This is a genomic window from Phenylobacterium sp. LjRoot97, from assembly GCF_964254345.1.
Lineage (GTDB): Bacteria > Pseudomonadota > Alphaproteobacteria > Caulobacterales > Caulobacteraceae > Phenylobacterium.
This window is the reverse complement of sequence record NZ_CAXUTH020000001.1, coordinates 3,976,266-3,993,954: the sequence shown is the minus strand read 5'-3', so window position 1 is coordinate 3,993,954 and position 17,689 is coordinate 3,976,266. Positions and strand designations below refer to the sequence as shown.

The following is a 17,689-nucleotide window of genomic DNA, read 5'->3' as shown; positions in this document are numbered from 1 at the left end:
CGGGGCGGGGTTTTGCGCTGGCAAGCCTTGACCGCCACGGGGGCTCGGCTCCAATTGGCGTGCGCAATGCCAATAGGGAGCGACCTCGATGATCCGCATGCTGGCCCAAACGGCCGCGCTGACGGCCGCGCTGACCGCCGCCGGCGCCGCCTTCGCTCACGAGCCGGCTCCGCGGATCGCCCCCTCGCTCGCCGCCCATACCGCCGAGTTCGCGCCGCCCAAGGTCTATGAGCCGGCGCCGGGGATCTTCTCGGCGGTCGGCTACGGCATCGCCAATTCGATCATGGTGGTCGGCAAGACCGGCGTGGTGATCATCGACACCACCGACAGCCTCGACGAGGCCAAGAAGGTCTGGGAGCAGTTTGCGCCGCACGCGGGCGGCAAGCCGATCGTCGGGGTGATCTACACCCACAACCACAACGACCACATCAACGGCGCCCGCGGCTTCCCGGTGTCTGACGGGGCCAAGATCATCGCCCACGACACCCTGCTGCGCGAGGCGGCCAAGTGGAACGGCGTCGCCGCTCCAGCCATCGCCGCGCGCGCCGCGCGCATGTACGGCGTCTTCCTGCCCAAGGGCACGCCGGACGGCTTCGTCAGCGTCGGGATCGGGCCCTATCTCTCGGCTTTCGGCGGCGGCGGGGCGGGCGGCTTCATTCCGCCCAACACCGTCTTCTCCGACCGACTGGAGATCACCCTGGGCGGCGAGGAGTTCGTGCTGGAGCATGCGCCGGGCGAGACCGAGGACCAGATCCTAGTCTGGATGCCGGGGCGCAAGGTGCTGTTCCCAGGCGACAACATCTACAAGGCCTTCCCCAACCTCTACACGATCCGCGGCACCAGTTACCGCGACCCGGTGCAGTGGGCGGACTCCATCGACCGGATGCGGGCGCTCAATCCGGAGGTGCTGGTCCCCTCGCACACCCGCCCGATCGTCGGGGCGCCGGCCATCGCCACCGAGCTCACCAACTATCGCGACGCCATCCGCTTCACCCATGACCAGACCGTGCGCTGGATGAACCAGGGCCTGACCCCCGACGAGATCGTCGAGAGGGTGAAGCTGCCCGCCCACCTGGCCGCCGACCCGTACCTCTTCGAGCACTACGGGACAGTCGAGTGGTCGGTGCGCTCGATCTTCGCCGGCTACATGGGCTGGTTCGGCGGCGATCCGGCCAGCCTGTCGTTCGATGCGCCGGACGTGCGCGCGAGGGAAGTCGTCGACCTGGCCGGCGGGGCGGCGCCGGCGCTGGCTGCGGCGCAGAAGGCCTTCGACGAGGGCCGCTGGAAGTGGACGGCCGAGCTGACGGGATATGTCGGCCGCGCCGATGCGGCGCTGAAGCCGCAGGCCGACGTCCTCCAGGCCAAGGCCTTCCGCCAGCTCGGCTACGACAGCGTTTCGCCCAATGGCCGCAACTACTACCTCGAGCGCGCCGCCGAGCTGGAGAAGAAGGCGCCGGGCTGGGCCCAGATCATCGGCGCACGCCAGGGCGGCTCACAGGCCGCCGGGCTGCCCGCGGCTGCGGTGGTGGCGACCTTCCCGGTGCGGCTGAACGCCGAGAAAGCGGCGGGCGCCCAGGCGGCCATGGGGCTGAAGCTGACCGGCGACGGCGACTGGACGATCCGCGTGCGCCGCGGCGTCGCCGAGACCCCGACCGGCGTGGCCGCCGACGTTCCGCTGGTGGTCGCCGCGGCCAAGGCCGACTGGGTCGGCGCCCTGGCCTCGCCCGGCGCGATGCAGGCGGCGCTGACCTCCGGCAAGGTCAAGATCGAGAAGGGCGACCCCGCGGCCCTGGCGAGCTTTCTCGACCTGTTCCGAGGCTAGTCCTTCTTCTTGCGCCGTGCTCGGAAGAAGCCGCGCAGCAGTTCGGCGCTCTCCTCGGCCAGCACGCCGCCGGTGACCTGCGGGCGCCAGTGGCAGGTCGGCTGCTCGAAGAACTTCGGTCCGTGCACGACAGCGCCGCCCTTCGGATCCTCGGCCCCGAACACGACGCGGCCGATGCGCGCATGGCTGATCGCCCCGGCGCACATGGCGCAGGGTTCCAGCGTCACGACCAGGGTCAGATCGGTCAGCCGGTAGTTCCCGAGCTTCGCGGCCGCTTGCCTTAGGGCGACGATCTCGGCATGAGCGGTCGGATCGTGCGCGCCTATCGGGCCGTTGGCCCCGACGGCGACGATCTCGTCGGTCCTCGGATCGACGACGACGGCGCCTACGGGAGTTTCTCCGCGTAACGCGGCGTCTTGCGCCGCCGCGAGCGCGATGCGCATGGTGCGATGATCATGATCCACGACCCCCAACGAAACGACGAGACGCCCTCCGGTCAAGGTGAGCGCGTCGCAAAGGCGCTGGCTCGGGCAGGCGTCGCCTCCCGCCGAGACGTCGAAAAACTCATTGAAGAGGGCCGTGTGGCCCTGAACGGTGAGGTGCTGACCAGCCCGGCGGTGAACGTCCGGCCCGATGATATTCTGACCGTCGACGGCGAGGTGATCGACGCGGCCGAGCCGACGCGCCTGTTCCGCTACCACAAGCCGATCGACCTGCTGACCACGCACAAGGACCCGCAGGGCCGTCCGACCGTGTTCGACGCCCTGCCGCCGGGCCTGCCGCGGCTGATCTCCATCGGCCGCCTCGACATCAACTCCGAAGGCCTGCTGCTGCTGACCAACGACGGCGAGCTGGCCCGGGCGCTGGAGCAGCCGTCCAGCGGCGTCGTGCGGGTCTACCGGGTCCGCGCCCGCGGGCGCGTGACGCAGGCCGATCTCGACAAGCTGCAGGACGGCGTGACCGTCGAGGGCGTCCGCTACGGTCCGCTGGAAGCCAAGATCGACAAGGCCAAGGAAGGCCCGAGCGGCGCCAACGTCTGGATCACCGTCACCATCGCTGAAGGCAAGAACCGCGAAGTCCGCAAGGTGCTGAAGTCGGTCGGCCTGGAGGTCGGACGCCTGATCCGGATGTCTTACGGGTCCTTCGCGCTCGGCAGCTTGCCGATTGGCCAGATCGAGGAAGTCGGCCCGCGGGTGATCCGCGAGCAGTTGGTCGAGTACATCTCGCCCGAAAATCTGCCGACCGGCGACCGCCCGTCGTTCAAGTCGCCCAAGGCCCCGCCCGGCGCGCACGCGGTGCACGACGGCACCGGCCGCCGCGGGGCGTCGGCCCGTCCGGCCGCCGAGCCGAAGCCCAAGCCGACCTACAAGGAAGGCTGGGCGCGTCCGAAGGTCGAGATCAAGGCCGGCGCGGTCAAGCGCCGCCGTGCGCCGCGTCCGGAAGACGAGGCCGCGCCCGCCGTCCCGCTCGCGCCGCGCCGCCGCTCGGCCCGCATTCCCGGCGACACGCCAGGCGGCATCCGCAGCTACGCCCCCGGCGATCCGCTGGCCCCGCCGCGCCCACCTCGGCCGATGGGCCCCAAGCGCAAGCCCGGCGGTCGCGATGACGGCCCGCGCAGGGGCGCGACCCTGATCGAGCGCGGCCCGCGCTCAAACGACGGCAAGCCGGCCCGGCCTCGCGACTTCGGCCCGCGTCCCGAGGGCCGTTCGGAAGATCGTCCCCGTGGCGACTGGTCCGGTCCGGCCCGCGGACCGCGCCGCGATGGCGACGCGCCGCGCGGCGAAGGGCGTCCTGAGCGCGGACCTCGTCCCGACCGGGGGCCGCGTGGCCCGCGACCGGACGGCGACGCGCCGCGCCGTGAGGAGCGCTTCGACGGTCCGCGCGGTCCGCGTCCGTCGGGCCCGCGTCCGGGCGGCAAGCCTGGGTTCGGCGGCCCGCGATCGGGGCCTCGTCCCGGCGGTCCGCGCAGCGACGGTCCGCGCGGCGAAGGCCGTCCCGAGCGCGCCGACGGTCCCCGTGGCCCGCGTCCGGGCGGCAAGCCTGGGTTCGGCGGTCCGCGGTCCGGGCCTCGCTCAGAGGGCCCGCGCGGCGACGGCCCGCGGTCCGATCGCCCGCGGTCGGGGCCCGGCGGCAAGCCGGGCGGCCCGCGTCCTGGTCCCAAGGGGCCTCGGCCCGGCGGCCCCCGCGGACCTAAGCGGGACGGCTGATGCGCATCGTCTCGGGAGAATTCCGCGGCAAGGCCATCGCCACGCCGGAGGGCGAACGCACGCGCCCGACGTCCGACCGCGCGCGGCAGGCGGTGTTCAACATCCTTGAGCACGCCGCCTGGTCGCCGGGCGTGCGTGACCTGCGGATCATCGACCTGTTCGCGGGCTCCGGCGCGCTGGGCTTCGAGGCGCTGTCGCGCGGCGCGGCCTTCTGCCTGTTCGTCGAGACCGACGAGCTGGCCCGCGGCGCGATCCGCCAGAACGTCGATTCCATGGGCCTGTTCGGGCGTACGCGGGTCCATCGCCGCGACGCCACCGACCTGGGAACGCGGCCCGGCGCCGATGGCCCGGCCTTCGAGCTCGCCTTCCTCGACCCGCCCTATGGCAAGGGCCTTGGCGAGGTGGCGCTCGCCAAGCTCGCCGCCGGCGGCTGGCTGGCTCCCGGCGCAGTGGTGATGTTCGAGCGCGGCAGCGACGAGCCCGACTTCCAGGTCGACGGCTTCGAGAAGCTGGACGCGCGCGACTATGGCGCCGCGCGCGTCCATTTCCTGAAGTTCGCACCGGGCTAGAAGGCCCGGGCGGTGGTGCGGTTGTCGAGCTGACTGCGCAGGCTCTTCAGTCCCTCCTTGGTGATGCGATAGGGCTGGCTGTCGCGACTGGCGATCAGCCGCTTCTGCTTCAGACTCTTGAACACCGCGACGTTGCAGTCGCTGAGCACCCAGCCGTCGCGGGTGACGCAGTCGGCTGCGAGGATGTCGCCGCGATGGTCGCGTTCGAGGATGATCTGGCCGCCTTGGGCCAGGGCGTGCAGCGTGCGTTGCTGCGCTTTTGAAACGTTCAATGGATTGTCCAGCGTTCAGGCATGAGGAAACGCGCCCGGGCCAGATCTCGTGAAAACGAGGGCGCGGACGTTGGGGCCTGACTGCCGATTTTCAGACGAGGACGCCGGCTCGGCGGTTAGGCCCGGACCTCGAACGCAAGCTCAGACATGAAATCCTCTTTCTTGAGCCGTACGCGCCAATCATGGCTGAGCCGCACGCGGCCGTCCAGACGCCGGGGAGCGCCTTCATCACTCCCACCGCTCCGACCGCCGCCGACGTGTGACGACTTGATGACGGTTATGTGACATTATGTATTTGATTTAACAAAGAAAAATATCGGCGATTCACGGCTCATTAGTCGAGGGAAGCTAAAGCGCTGCTCGACCCGCGAGAGCTCCTTCGATGTCCGCCATTCTGCTCGACCTGATCCAGTCGATCGCGCCGATCACGCCCGAGACCCTGGGCCAGGACGTCTATGACCGCTTCCAGACCGAGCCCGACACCCTGGCCATCGCCGTCGTCGACGACGAAGGGCGCCCTGTCGGCCTGGTCGAGCGTAACGCCTTCTTCGTGGCCATGGCCGCCCACTACGGCCGCGCGCTCTACGGGCTGCGGCCGATCTCGCTGCTGATGAACGCCGCGCCGCTGATCGCCGAGGGCGACACCCTGGTCGCCGAGTTCTGCGGCGACGTGCTGGCTGACCGTTCCAGCGAGGTGATGAAGGGCTTCGTGGTGGTTAGCGGCGGGCGCTACGCAGGCGTCGGCTCGACGCTCGCCCTGCTGCAGGCGACCAACGCCGCCAACCGCGCCCATGCCGAGGAGATGACCCGGCTGGCCGCCACCCTCAACCACGCCAAGCTGGAGGCGCAGAGCGCGCTGACCGCCAAGTCGCAGTTCCTGGCGGTGATGAGCCACGAGATCCGCACGCCGCTGAACGGCGTGCTGGCCATCGCCGACATCCTCCAGCGCCAGCTGGGCGATCCGGCGCTGAAGCCCTACGTGACCACCATCCAGGATTCCGGCCAGACCCTGCTGCGGCTGCTGACCGACGCCCTCGACTTTAGCCGCGCCGACGCCGGCCAGCTGGAGCTCGCCGAGGACAGCTTCCATCTGCCTGGTCTGCTCGACGACCTGTCGGCGCTCTGGACGGCGCGGGCCGAACTCAAGGGCCTGAGCCTTTCCTTCCGCTACGAGGGCGCGCTCGACCAATGGGCGCTGGGCGACGCCGTGCGCATCAAGCAGGTGTTCAACAACCTGATCGGCAACGCGCTGAAGTTCACTCGCCAGGGCGGGGTGCAGGTGACGTTGCGGGCGCGCCGCAGCGACGTTCATGTCCAGGTCGAGGGCGAGGTCCGCGACAGCGGCGTCGGCATTCCCGCCGACCGCCTGGGCGCGATCTTCCAGCCGTTCAGCCAGACCGAGGCTGGCGTGCGCGAGGGCGGCGCGGGCCTGGGCCTCTCGATCTGCCGCCAACTGGTCGAGCAGATGGGCGGCGCCATCGGCGTCACGAGCGACGAGGCCGGCGCCGCGTTCGGCTTCGAATTCCCGCTGTTCGATCTGCCCGCGCCGACCGACGCCGAGATCGCCGCCGAACCGGACCTCAGCCAGGGTCCCGGCGGCCTGCACGTGCTGATCGCCGACGACAACGCCACCAACCGCCTGGTGGCCGAGACCCTGTGCGGCATGTTCGGCTGCACCAGCGAGAGCGTCGAGGACGGCGAGCAGGCGGTCAGCGCCGCGGCCACCGGGCGCTTCGACCTGGTGCTGATGGACATCAAGATGCCCAACCTCGACGGCGTCGGCGCCACGCGGCGGATCCGCGGCCTGGCCGGCGCCGCCGCGCAGGTGCCGATCCTGGCGATCACCGCCAACGCCGACCCCTGGGACGCGGCCAGCTATCTGGCCCAGGGCATGGACGGGGTGGTCGAAAAGCCGATCAAGGCCGAACGCCTGCTCAGCGCCATCAACGGCCTGTTCCTCGAGGACGCCGAGTCCGTCGCCGCTTGACCTGACCTTCGCCGGTTGCCTGCACCGGCGGCTTGGGCGAGGGTCTGGGCCTCGGCGAGGAGGCGCGGATGGCGAGCTACAAGGCTCGACTGACCAAGGACCTGGATGAGTGGATCGCGGCCGGCCTGGTGCCGGCGGCGAATCGCGGCGTGATTCTTGACCGGGTGTCGGACGGCCGGCGGATCGAGGCCTCGGCCGCTCTGGCGGTGATCGGCGCGCTGCTGCTGGGCGCGGCGGCCATCGCCTTCGTGGCCGCCAACTGGGGCGCGATCCCGCGGCTGCCGCGGTTCGGGCTGATCGTCGGACTGTTCCTGGCGGTGGCCGGCGGCGGGGCCTGGGCCGCGCGCGTCGGCCGTCCGCTGCTGAGCAACACCTTGCTGGCGGTGGCGGCCCTGGTCTACGCCGCGGCCATCGGCCTGACCGGCCAGATCTTCGACATCGCCGGCGACCCGCAACGCGCGCTGCGCAGCGCCGGTCTCGCCGCGGCCCTGCTGACCATTGCGGGGCGCTCCAGCGCCGCAGGCGTGGTCGCCCTGGCGCTGTTCGGCTTCGGCGAGTTCGCCGGCCGCTTCGACGGCGGCGAGAGCCGCTGGCTGATCTTCGCCGCGCCGGTCGGCATGGGCCTGGCCTGGCTGTGGAATTCCAAGCCGCTGGCGCACGCCTCGGCCCTGGCGCTGATCGTCGGCCTCGTGGCGGCGATCGCGCAGTTCGAGCGCTGGGGCGCGACCAGCCTGCTGGCCAGCGCCGCGGTGCTGGCCGTGCTGGCCGGCGGCGCGCGGCAGCTGGGCGAGCGGCGCACGGCGCTGATCTTCCTGCTGTGGTTTGTCTGGGGCGCGCTGGTGTTCTACGGCGTCGCCGGGTTCGACGAGTTCAAGGGCGCGGCGCTGATCGCCCATCGCGCGGCCTGGCTGATCCTTTCGGGCGGCGTCATCGCGCTGGGCATGCATGACCGCCAGGGCATGGTCACCGCCGCCGGGGTGGTCTCGATGATCGCCGCGGTCTGCACCATCCTGTTCGATCTCGGACTGGGCCTGATGACCGCGGCGGGGCTGTTCGCGGTCTGCGCGCTGATCGCCTTGATCGCCGGCGGCCTGACCCGGCGGAGGGCCAAGGCATGATCGCCAGCCTGCCCCTGCGCATCGCCGCCGCCGCCGCCGTCCTGGTGTTGCTGCTGGTCGGGGTCGTGCTGCGCGAGAACGGCGCGCGCGCCGCCGGCCGCGAAGTGCTGCTGCCGATGGAGGCGGTCGACCCGCGCGACCTGCTCACCGGCCATTACGTCGCGCTGCGCCTCACCCAGCAGCTGGCGCTCGGCCAGCCGTGCCCGCGCGAGCGATCGACCTTCGAGGACGGCGGCTGGATCGGCCTGAAGTCTGCAGGCGGCCCCTACCGTTTCGTCAGCGTCGGGGCGAGCCGCCAGGCCGCCCTGGCTGGGGGCGCGGAGCTGGCGGTGCGCGGCGGGGTCTATTGTTCGCGCACGGCGTTTGGAAACACCGAGTCCGACGTGGTCACCCTCGACATCGGCGTCGACCGCTTCCACGCCGACCAGGACGAGGCCCAGGCCATCGAGAAGGCGCTGCGCGAGCGCCGCCAGGGCGAGGCTCCGGCCTTCGCCGTGGTGTCGGTGGGCGACGACGGCCGCGCGCGGCTGAAAGGCGTCATCGTCGGCGGCAAGCGCACCGACCTGACCTGGTGGTGACCTTCATTTCCTCCCCCGTTTTACGGGGAGGGAAATGTGTCAGCGCCGGCCGAACAGCCGCTCGATGTCGGCCAGCTTCAGCTCCACATAGGTCGGGCGACCGTGGTTGCATTGGCCCGAGTGCGGCGTGGCTTCCATCTGGCGCAGCAGGGCGTTCATCTCCGGCGCGGTCAGCCGGCGGCCGGCGCGGACCGAGCCGTGGCAGGCCATGGTGCCGCAGACCTCGGCGAGTCTCTCCTTGAGGGCGAGCGCCTGGCCGTTCTCCGACAGGTCGTCGGCGATGTCGCGGATCAGGCCCGAGACGTCGGTCTCGCCCAGCAGCGCCGGGGTCTCGCGCACCAGCACCGCGCCGGGCCCGAACGATTCGACCACCAGGCCCATGGCCTCCAGCTCACCCGCGCGGGCGACGACGCGCTCGGCCTCGGCGGGATCCAGCTCGACGACTTCGGGCAGCAGCAGCACCTGGCGGGCGACGCCGCCGCCTTCCATCTGCACCTTCATCTGCTCGTAGACGAGGCGCTCGTGGGCGGCGTGCTGGTCGACGATGACCACGCCGTCGCGGGTCTGGGCGACGATGTAGGTCTCGTGCACCTGAGCGCGCGCCGCGCCCAGCGGGAAGTCGACCGGGTCGAAGACGACCGACGGCGCGGGGGCTTCCTGCAGACCCGGCGAATAGGCTGGCGGCGAAGGCGTCCATTCGGTCGCTTCGGCGCGAGCCGAGACGTCGGTCAGGCCGGGGATGGCCGCGGCGATCGCCGGCGCCCAGCCGCCCGCCTGCCAGGCCGAGAAGCCCTGGGCCGAGGGCTGCGGCGGCAGATAGCTCGGCTGCGGCGACCAGCCGGGACGCAGGTTCGAGAGCGTGTCGCTGGCGACCGTCGTCGCGGCGCGGTGGCCGGCGCCGGCCAGGGCGTGGCGCAGCCCGCCGACGATCAGGCCGCGGACCAGGGCCGGATCGCGGAACCGCACCTCGGCCTTGGCCGGGTGGACGTTGACGTCGACCAGCGACGGATCGAGGTCGAGATAGAGCGCCACCAGCGGGTGACGGTCGCGGGCCAGGAAGTCGGCATAGGCGCCGCGCAGCGCGCCCTGCAGCAGGCGGTCGCGCACCGGGCGGCCGTTCACGAACAGGTACTGGTGGGCGCTGTTGCCGCGGTTGAAGGTCGGCAATCCCGCAAACCCGGTGAGCCGCACGCCCTCGCGCTCGTGGTTGATCTCCAGGGCGTTGTCGGAGAACTCGCGGCCCATGATCGAGGAGAGGCGGGCCAGCCGACCTTCCGGACCCTGGCTCTCGGCCGGCAGCCGCAGGGTGCGGCGTCCGTCGAGGTCGAGCGCGAACGACACCGCTTCGTGCGCCATGGCCTGGCGCTTGATCTCGTCGGCGATCGCCAGCGCTTCCGAGCGCTCGGACTTCATGAACTTCAGCCGCGCCGGGGTGGCGTAGAACAGGTCGCGCACCTCGACCCGCGCCCCGTGCGGCCCCGGGAAGCCCGACGGCGCGACCGCCCCGACCTGGCCGCCTTCGACCAGGATGGCGTGGGCGTCGGCCAGGCCCTTGGCGCGCGAAGCGATCGACAGCCGCGCCACCGAGCCGATCGAGGGTAGGGCCTCGCCGCGGAAGCCGAGGGTGTGGATGTGCAGCAGGTCGTAGTCGCCGGCGTCGTCGGGCGCGAGCTTGGACGTCGCGTGCCGCTCGATAGCCAGGGCCAGTTCGTCGGCCGACAGGCCGCAGCCGTCGTCGGCCACCAGGATGCGAGTCAGCCCGCCGCCGTCGGCCTGCACCTCGATGGAACGCGAACCGGCGTCCAGCGCGTTTTCCACGAGTTCCTTGATGGCGCTCGCAGGGCGCTCGACCACCTCGCCGGCGGCGATGCGGTTCACGGTTTCGGGCGGAAGGCGGCGGATGGGCATGGTCACGCTTCGGTTAGCTCGTCACTATATGGCGATTCCGGGGGGCAAGTCTGGAAGGTGGTCCATGAAACCGACCCTCGGCGTGGCGCTGGCCGCTGTCATTCTCGCATCTCCCGTGACGGCCCAGGTTCCGCTGGTACCGGTCCCGCCGTTGCCGGCCGGAGTGGTCGACCCGAACGAGACCCTGGTCGAGGAGCTGGTGGTCACCGCGCGGCTGCCGGGACCCGCCTGGTGGCGCGTCTCCAACGGCGCGTCCACCGTCTACGTGCTCGGCGCCCCGACCGTGGCGCCCAAGCGCCAGCAATGGGACCGTCTGCAGTTCGAACGCCATCTGGAGGGCGCGAACGCGGTGATCCTGCCGTTCACCGGCTTGAAGGTGAAGCTGGCCGGCGCGCCGGGGGCGGCGATCAGTTATCTGCGCTTGAAGTCGGGCAAGCCGTTCGAGGACAGCCTCGATCCAGGCGAGCGCGCGCGGTTCGCGGCCGTTCGCACCAAACTCGGTCAGCCGGCGGATCACTATAAAACCAAGCACCCGCTGGCCGCCGCCCTGATGCTGACCGACGACTACCGCGAGAAGGAAAACCTCACGACCGCCGATCCGACCAAGCTGATCAAGCTGCTGGCCCAGCAAGGCGGGGTGAAGGTGGTGCAGCGCTCCTATGACCTCGGCCCGCTGCTGGGCGCGGTGATCCGCACCTCGCCGGCGGCCGGCGAGGCCTGCCTGGACGAGGTGATGGGCGAGATCGAGGCAGGGCCGGGCCGCACCCTGGCCGCTTCGCGCGCCTGGGCCGACGGCGACGTGGCCGGCGCGCTGGGGGCCGAGCGCAGCTACGAGCGCTGCATCGCCGTCACGCCGGGCGCGCAGGCGTTCGATTCGCGGGTGAAGAACGATCTGACCAAGGACATCGAGACGGCGCTGAAGGCGCCCGGCCACGCCATCGCCGTGGCGCCGCTGCGCACCCTGCTGGCCCAGGGCGGCGTGCTCGATCAACTCCGCGCCAAGGGCTACGACGTGAAGACGCCCGGCGATGTGGAGGCGGATGACTAAGTCGAGATCCTCCCCTCGTGGGGGAGGTGGATCGGCGCGGAGCGCCGAGACGGAGGGGGACTGCACTCCTCCGAAGTGCGTCAAAGTCCCCCTCAGTCAGCCATGCGGCTGACAGCTCCCCCAGAGGGGGAGCATCTGATTGTCCTACAGGCCCGGCAGCTTGATGCGGGTCTGCTTCTCGCGCGAGATCACGACGGGCTTGTCGCCGGTCAGGCTCTTGACCTTGGCCTCTTCCGCGGCCGGATCGACCGGGGCCGGGACGTTGTCGCCGGCCGCCGCCACGACCGCGGCGCTGCCGCCCGTGGTCTCGCCCGGCTTCCAGAACATGACCTTGTCGGCGAACGACTTGTCCTTGTGGGCCAGGGCGCCGGTTTCGTCGTCGACGACGTAGCGGATCAGCGGGTCGGCCTTGTCGGCGCCGGCCTTGGCGACCAGCAGCTTCTCGCCGTCCGAGCGGGCCTGGGCCTCGCGCGCGCCGAGCAGGGCGTTGCGCGCGGCGCTTTCCGGCTGCAGCTCCTGCGGACGCGGCTCGCCGGGCGCCGGCGGGCGCAGGGCGTATTCCGGCGGAACCACCAGCGGGGCCTTCGAAACCACGCGGAACTCGTCAGGGGTGACCTTGGTCATGCCCAGGGCGTTACGCGTGGAATTGCAGCCTGCGAGGGCAAGGCCGGTCGCCGCGACGAGGGCGGACGCGACGAGCACACGGTTCAGACGCATCAACTTTGAGTCTCCGAAAGCCGCCCCCCGGCGGTGAAGGGTGGGTAAATAGCGCATACGGGCATACCCGCCAACGCGATTAAGCAGCCGATTCCTTACGCAGGGAATCGAGCAACAAGAAGACGACGCCGATGGTGATGGCGCTGTCGGCGACGTTGAACACCCAGGGGAAGAACCCCAGGCGTTGGAAATCCAGGAAATCGACCACCGCGCCGAAGCGGATCCGGTCGATGGCGTTGCCGATCGCGCCGCCGATCACCAGGCCCAGGCCCACGCTCAGCAGCGGCCGATCGGCCTTGCGGACCCAGACGGCCAAGGCGATGGCGACCCCGATCGAGAAGATGGTCAGGATCCAGCGCACGAGGTCGGCGTCGGCGCGAAACAGGCCGAAGCTGACGCCGCGGTTCCAGACCATGGTCAGCGAAAAGGGGCCGGCGATCGGCGTCGAGAACCGCGCGGGCAGGTCGTAGACATAGAGGATCCAGTACTTCGACAGCTGGTCGGCCAGGATCACGAAGGCGGCCAGGCCATAGGCCGCCCAGCCGAGTTTGGAGATGGACTTCAAGAGTGCTCCCATTTTCCGGTCGCCCCGCAGGAGCGACCGGAACTGTGGTTTATCCTGCGGTCAGGCTCAAGCCCGCGCAGCGTCCCAGGCGGCGACCGCGTCGGCGTCACGCAGGGACAGGTCCGGATAGCGCGGATCAGAGCCGACTTCCGGCAGGATCCGCCACGAGCGGGCGCACTTGGCGCCCTGGGCCTTCAACGGCTCGGCGGCGACTCCGGGAACCTCGGCCAGCCGGAAGGCGCCGGCCGGGCCTTCGCCCGCGACCAGGGTCGCCTGGCTGGTGCGGAACACCTCGGCGGCGTCCAGGCCCTCGAAGGCGGCCAGCAGGCCGGCGTCGGCGACGTGGACCACCGGGGCGGCCTCGAGAGCCGCGCCCATGCGCTTTTCGCGGCGCTCGACCTCCAGCGCGCCGGTGACCACGCCGGTCACCTGCTGCACCTTGGCCCAGCGCTCGGCCTCGGCGTCGTTGCGCCAATCGGCCGGGGTTTCCGGGATCTGCCGCAAGCAGTTGGAGATCGCGTCCGGATAGCGGGTGGTCCAGGCCTCTTCCATCGTGAACGGCGTCAGCGGGGCCAGCCAGGCGGTGATCCGCTCGAACACCGCGTCCATGACCGTGCGGGCGGCGCGCCGACGCAGGGCGTCGGGGCGGTCGCAGTAGAGGCTGTCGCGGCGGATGTCGAAGAACAGCGACGACAGGTCGTTCTGGCAGAACTCGATGATCGGCCGGATCACGTCCTGGAAGACGTAGCCCTCGTAGCCGGCGCGCACCTGGGCGTCCAACTCCCACAGCCGGTGCAGGATGAAGCGCTCCAGCGGCGGCATCTGCTCCAGCTCGACCGCCTCGTCGGGCGAGTAGTCGGCTAGGGCGCCCAGCATGTAGCGGACGGTGTTGCGCAGCTTGCGATAGGCGTCGGCGGTCGTCTGCAGCACGGTCTTGCCGATGCGGCTGTCGTCCGAATAGTCGATCATCGCCGCCCAGAGGCGGATGATCTCGGCCCCGGACTCGCGGATCACCGCCTGCGGGTCGACGACGTTGCCCTTGGACTTCGACATCTTCTCGCCGTTCTCATCCATGGTGAAACCGTGGGTGAGGATGGCGTCGTAGGGCGCACGGCCGCGGGTGCCCGAGCTTTCCAGCAGCGAGGACTGGAACCAGCCGCGGTGCTGGTCGGAGCCTTCGAGATAGAGGTCCGCCGGCCACTTGGTGTGCTCGCGGTTCTCGAGCGTGAAGGCGTGGGTCGAGCCGCTGTCGAACCAGACGTCGAGGATGTCGTCGATCTTCTCGTAGCGGTCCGGATCGTGGGCGCCGAGGAAGTCGGTGACCGGGCGGTTGAACCAGGCGTCGGCGCCCTCGGCCGCGATCGCTGCGATGATGCGGGCGTCGACCTCAGGGTCGTGCAACGGCTGGTTCGTCTCCTTGTCGACGAACATGGCCAGCGGCGCGCCCCAGGCGCGTTGGCGGCTGATCAGCCAGTCGGGGCGGGTCTCGACCATCGCGCGGATGCGGTTCTTGCCGCCGGCCGGATAGAAGGCCGTGGCCTCGATCGACTCCAGCGCCGTCTCGCGCAGGGTGCGGCCGCCCAGTTGCGGGGTGTCCACCGGCTCGTCCATGCGGATGAACCACTGCGGGGTGTTGCGGAAGATCACCGGGGCCTTGGAGCGCCACGAGTGCGGATAGGAATGCTCCATCCGCCCGCGCGCCAGCAGGCGTCCGGCCTCGATCAGCTTTTCCATGACCGCGCCGTTGGCCGGGCCGAACTTGCCGGCCTTCTTGCCCTCGGTCTCGAGCACCTTCAGGCCCGCGAACAGCGGCACGTGCGGATAGTAGGCGCCGTCCGGATCGACGGTGTCGGGGATGTCGCGATGACCGTGCGCCAGCCACACCAGGTAGTCGTCGGCGCCGTGGCCCGGCGCGGTGTGCACGAAGCCGGTGCCGGCGTCGTCGGTGACGTGGTCGCCGTCCAGCAGCGGCACCTGGAACGCGTAGTGGGTGTCGAGCGCGGCCAGCGGGTGTTCGCAGACCATGCCCTGGCAGTCGACGGCCTCGATCCGGCGCCAGCTGGCGATCTTGGCGGCCTTGAACACGTCCTCGGCCAGCTTGTCGGCGACGATCAGCCGGTCGCCGGCCTTGGCCCAGGGCTCGAACTCCAGCCCTTCTTCCATGGCCTCGACCTGATAGACGGCGTAGTCGACCGAGTCCGAGTAGCTGATCGCGCGGTTGGCCGGGATGGTCCAGGGCGTCGTGGTCCAGATCACCACGCTGGCGCCGCGGGCCGCGTCGCTGCCCTCGACCACCGGGAACTTCACCCAGATCGTCGGCGACACGTGGTCGTGGTACTCGACCTCGGCGTCGGCCAGGGCGGTGCGCTCGACCGGGCTCCACATCACCGGCTTGGAGCCGCGATAGAGCTGGCTGCTGGCCACGAACTTGTGGAACTCGGCCACGATCGCGGCCTCGCTCGAATAGTCCATGGTCGCGTAGCGGTTTTCCCAGTCGCCGATCACGCCCAGGCGCTTGAAGCCGTCGCGCTGCACGTCGATCCAGTGGGCGGCGTACTCGCGGCAGCGGGCGCGGAACTCGGCTTTGGAGACCTCGTCCTTGCGGCGGCCCTTCTCCTTGAGCTCCTTCTCGATCTGCCACTCGATCGGCAGGCCGTGGCAGTCCCAGCCCGGCACGTAGTCGACGTCGTAGCCGAGCAGGAAGCGCGAGCGGACCACGAAGTCCTTCAGGGTCTTCTGCAGGGCGTGGCCGATGTGGATCGCGCCGTTGGCGTAGGGCGGGCCGTCGTGCAGCACGAACAGCGGCGCGCCGGCGCGCTGCCGCTCGGCGCGGACGGTGTTGTAGAGGTCGGCCTTCGCCCAGCGGGCCAGGATCTCCGGCTCCTTCTGCGGCAGGCCCGCGCGCATCGGGAACGGGGTTTCCGGGAGGAAGACGGTTTCGCGATAGTCGCGCGAAGGCAGTTCGGCGTCGTCGGCCATGGGGACTTTCCAGCTTGGCTCGGAGCTTGAGGACTTAAGCGGGTGGAACCCGGCGCGCGCTGGATCGATCGTCCGGCGGCGTCACGCCGGGCGAATAATTCGCAGGGGTTTCCGAACCGAAGTCATGTCCCGGGGCTGTAGCAGAGGGCGCCGGTGCGCGCGAGCCCCTTTGCCCGTGCCCGCGGCCGCCGCCAGGGAATTTGACATCGCCCCTCCGGCCGGTCAGGATCGGATCAGGATGTGTATTTGCATGAACATGCCGCGCCGAGCGCACCATGCGGGACGCCTAGTCGAAGGAGACTAGCCCCGAACTCATAGCGGCTGCGCGCCGCGAGTTCGGGGATGCTTTCATCCGAAATCCTGATCACTGGTCTTCGAGCCGCGGCCTGACGCCGCGGGGAGTATCGTGACATGCAAAAACCTCCGCCGTCGCCCGCAGATACTGCGGGTGATCTTTCCCGTGCGCCCAGTATTCAGCCGGTTCAGCCAAAGGTGATCGCCTTTCCCAGGCGGCCCGCGGCTCCGGCGCGCAGCGATCCAGACGACGATCCGCCGCCCAGCGCGGCCTGACGAACCCAAGAGAGGAGCCATCCCATGGCCGCCAAGATGAAGGCCCGCCCCAAGGTGCGGGTCACCGAAGCCGATTTCGAAAAGCTCGCCGCCATCGGTTCGGCCTCGCGCTCGCCGATGCCCGGCGCCAGCATTTTGCTGGAAGAGCTCGAGCGGTTTTCCATCGTCCCGAACACCGACCGCCGCTCGAAGTTCGTGCGGCTGGGCTCGAAGGTCACCTATCGCGACCTGATCCTGAAGCGCGACCGCACGGTGCGGGTCGGCCTGCCGGGCGAGGCGGACGTGGACGAGAACCGCATCTCGGTGCTGGCTCCGGTCGGCGCGGCGTTGATCGGCCTGTCGGTCGGCGACGTCTTCCGCTGGGAGGCGCCCGACGCCCGCCTGCGCGAGATCGAAGTGTTGTCGATCGAGGACTAGAACTCGGGAAGCAGCAGCGCCCGGGCCTGGGCGGCGTCGGCGTGGATCTGCTGAACCATCGCGTCCATGCTGTCGAACTTCTCCTCCGGACGCAGATAGGCGACCAGGTCGGTCTCGATGACCTGGTCGTAGAGGTCCTCGTAGAAGTCGAACAGCCAGACCTCCAGCCGCGGGGCGATTTCGCCGGGGACGGTCGGGTTGACGCCGATATTGGCCACGCCGGCGATCTCGCGGCCGTCGGGCAGGCGGGTGCGGGTGGCGTAGACCCCGAGCTTGGGGATCACGTAGTCGGTCAGGGCGACGTTGGCGGTCGGGAAGCCGATCGTGCGCCCCAGCTTGCGGCCGTGCTCGACCACGCCCTCGATCGCGAACGGCCGGCCCAGGATCGCCGCGGCGTCCTGCGGGCGGCCCTCGCGCAGCGCCGCGCGCACGCCGGTGGACGAGAACTTGTCCGCGCCGTCGCCCAGCGCCTCGGCCACCGAGACCGAGAAGCCGAGGTCGCGGCCATAGGCCGCCATGAGCTCGGGGCTGCCGGTGCGGCCCTTGCCGAACGAGACGTCGAAGCCGACCGCCACGTGGCGCACGCCCAGGCCCTCAGCCAGCACCTGGGTCGCGAACTCGCGGTCGGTCAGGTTGGCCATCTCTTGATCGAACGGCAGCACGTAGAAGACGTCGACGCCCAGCGCATCCAGCGCGCGGGCCTGCTGATCGGTGTCCATGATCCGGAACGCCGGCGCGTCGGGCTGGAAGATCTGGCGCGGGTGCGGATCGAAGCTGATCACCCCCAGCGGCGCCTTCATGGCCTGGGCGGCCTTGGCGGCCTGCGCGATCACCCGCTGGTGGCCGCGGTGCACGCCGTCGAAATTGCCGTAGGCCACGGACGCGCCCTTGTCGGCGGCGTCGAGCCCCTTCCAGCCGTGGACGATGCGCAT

The 17,689-nt window shown here is 70.5% G+C and carries 15 protein-coding genes; 8 read left to right on the top strand and 7 right to left on the bottom strand.

Annotated elements, in window-relative coordinates; all coding sequences use genetic code 11:
- Positions 1-88: 88 nt before the first annotated feature.
- Positions 89-1,822, top strand: a complete 1,734-nt coding sequence (locus tag ACSQ2H_RS19810) for an alkyl sulfatase dimerization domain-containing protein (RefSeq protein ID WP_436063086.1) — start codon at positions 89-91, stop codon at positions 1,820-1,822.
- Here ACSQ2H_RS19810 and tadA read toward each other — a convergent pair.
- Positions 1,819-2,265: a tRNA adenosine(34) deaminase TadA gene (gene tadA / locus ACSQ2H_RS19805; protein ID WP_436063085.1), complete on the bottom strand. Its 447-nt coding sequence runs from the start codon at positions 2,263-2,265 to the stop codon at positions 1,819-1,821. The genes ACSQ2H_RS19810 and tadA overlap by 4 nt on opposite strands.
- A 6-nt stretch (positions 2,266-2,271) precedes the next feature.
- Between tadA and ACSQ2H_RS19800 the strand changes: the two genes are divergently transcribed.
- The gene (locus ACSQ2H_RS19800; protein WP_436063084.1) at positions 2,272-4,029 is read left to right on the top strand and encodes a pseudouridine synthase; all 1,758 of its coding nucleotides are present in this window, start codon (positions 2,272-2,274) and stop codon (positions 4,027-4,029) included.
- On the top strand, positions 4,029-4,598 hold the full coding sequence (gene rsmD / locus ACSQ2H_RS19795) for a 16S rRNA (guanine(966)-N(2))-methyltransferase RsmD (RefSeq protein ID WP_436063083.1): 570 nt from the start codon (positions 4,029-4,031) through the stop codon (positions 4,596-4,598). The genes ACSQ2H_RS19800 and rsmD overlap by 1 nt, the downstream gene beginning before the upstream one ends.
- On the opposite strand, the gene ACSQ2H_RS19790 is transcribed toward rsmD, so the two are convergent.
- Positions 4,595-4,870, bottom strand: a complete 276-nt coding sequence (locus ACSQ2H_RS19790) for a YjhX family toxin (protein WP_436063082.1) — start codon at positions 4,868-4,870, stop codon at positions 4,595-4,597. The genes rsmD and ACSQ2H_RS19790 overlap by 4 nt on opposite strands.
- Positions 4,871-5,252: 382 nt before the next feature.
- Here ACSQ2H_RS19790 and ACSQ2H_RS19785 point away from each other — a divergent pair, with 382 nt between their 5' ends.
- From ACSQ2H_RS19785 to ACSQ2H_RS19775, 3 genes are all read left to right on the top strand, one after another.
- Positions 5,253-6,857: an ATP-binding protein gene (locus ACSQ2H_RS19785; protein ID WP_436063081.1), complete on the top strand. Its 1,605-nt coding sequence runs from the start codon at positions 5,253-5,255 to the stop codon at positions 6,855-6,857.
- Positions 6,858-6,925: 68 nt separating this feature from the next.
- Positions 6,926-7,975 (top strand): DUF2157 domain-containing protein, encoded by a 1,050-nt coding sequence (locus ACSQ2H_RS19780; RefSeq protein ID WP_436063080.1) that lies wholly within the window; start codon positions 6,926-6,928, stop codon positions 7,973-7,975.
- Positions 7,972-8,553, top strand: a complete 582-nt coding sequence (locus ACSQ2H_RS19775) for a GDYXXLXY domain-containing protein (protein WP_436063079.1) — start codon at positions 7,972-7,974, stop codon at positions 8,551-8,553. Before ACSQ2H_RS19780 ends, ACSQ2H_RS19775 begins: the two co-directional genes overlap by 4 nt.
- Positions 8,554-8,592: 39 nt before the next feature.
- On the opposite strand, the gene mutL is transcribed toward ACSQ2H_RS19775, so the two are convergent.
- Positions 8,593-10,461, bottom strand: coding sequence for a DNA mismatch repair endonuclease MutL (gene mutL, locus ACSQ2H_RS19770; protein ID WP_436063078.1), 1,869 nt, complete (start codon positions 10,459-10,461; stop codon positions 8,593-8,595).
- Between the two features lie 64 nt (positions 10,462-10,525).
- On the opposite strand from mutL, the gene ACSQ2H_RS19765 reads away from it, so the two are divergent.
- Positions 10,526-11,509, top strand: coding sequence for a TraB/GumN family protein (locus ACSQ2H_RS19765; RefSeq protein WP_436063077.1), 984 nt, complete (start codon positions 10,526-10,528; stop codon positions 11,507-11,509).
- Positions 11,510-11,653: 144 nt separating this feature from the next.
- Here the strand turns inward: ACSQ2H_RS19765 and ACSQ2H_RS19760 are convergent, their stop codons facing one another.
- The 3 genes from ACSQ2H_RS19760 to ileS all read right to left on the bottom strand — a co-directional run bounded on the left by ACSQ2H_RS19760 (position 11,654) and on the right by ileS (position 15,770).
- Complete coding sequence (locus tag ACSQ2H_RS19760) at positions 11,654-12,226, bottom strand: DUF3035 domain-containing protein (RefSeq protein ID WP_436063076.1); 573 nt, start codon at positions 12,224-12,226, stop codon at positions 11,654-11,656.
- 79 nt (positions 12,227-12,305) lie between these two features.
- Entirely contained in the window at positions 12,306-12,791 is a 486-nt protein-coding gene (gene lspA, locus ACSQ2H_RS19755; protein WP_436063075.1) for a signal peptidase II, read from the bottom strand.
- A gap of 66 nt (positions 12,792-12,857) precedes the next feature.
- Positions 12,858-15,770 (bottom strand): isoleucine--tRNA ligase, encoded by a 2,913-nt coding sequence (gene ileS, locus ACSQ2H_RS19750; RefSeq protein ID WP_436063074.1) that lies wholly within the window; start codon positions 15,768-15,770, stop codon positions 12,858-12,860.
- 594 nt (positions 15,771-16,364) lie between these two features.
- On the opposite strand from ileS, the gene ACSQ2H_RS19745 reads away from it, so the two are divergent.
- Complete coding sequence (locus tag ACSQ2H_RS19745) at positions 16,365-16,757, top strand: GreA/GreB family elongation factor (protein ID WP_293405693.1); 393 nt, start codon at positions 16,365-16,367, stop codon at positions 16,755-16,757.
- Here ACSQ2H_RS19745 and ACSQ2H_RS19740 read toward each other — a convergent pair.
- Positions 16,754-17,689 carry a bifunctional riboflavin kinase/FAD synthetase gene (locus ACSQ2H_RS19740; RefSeq protein ID WP_436063073.1) on the bottom strand — a complete coding sequence of 312 codons (936 nt, stop codon included), beginning with the start codon at positions 17,687-17,689 and terminating at the stop codon, positions 16,754-16,756. The two genes, ACSQ2H_RS19745 and ACSQ2H_RS19740, sit on opposite strands and share 4 nt — an antisense overlap.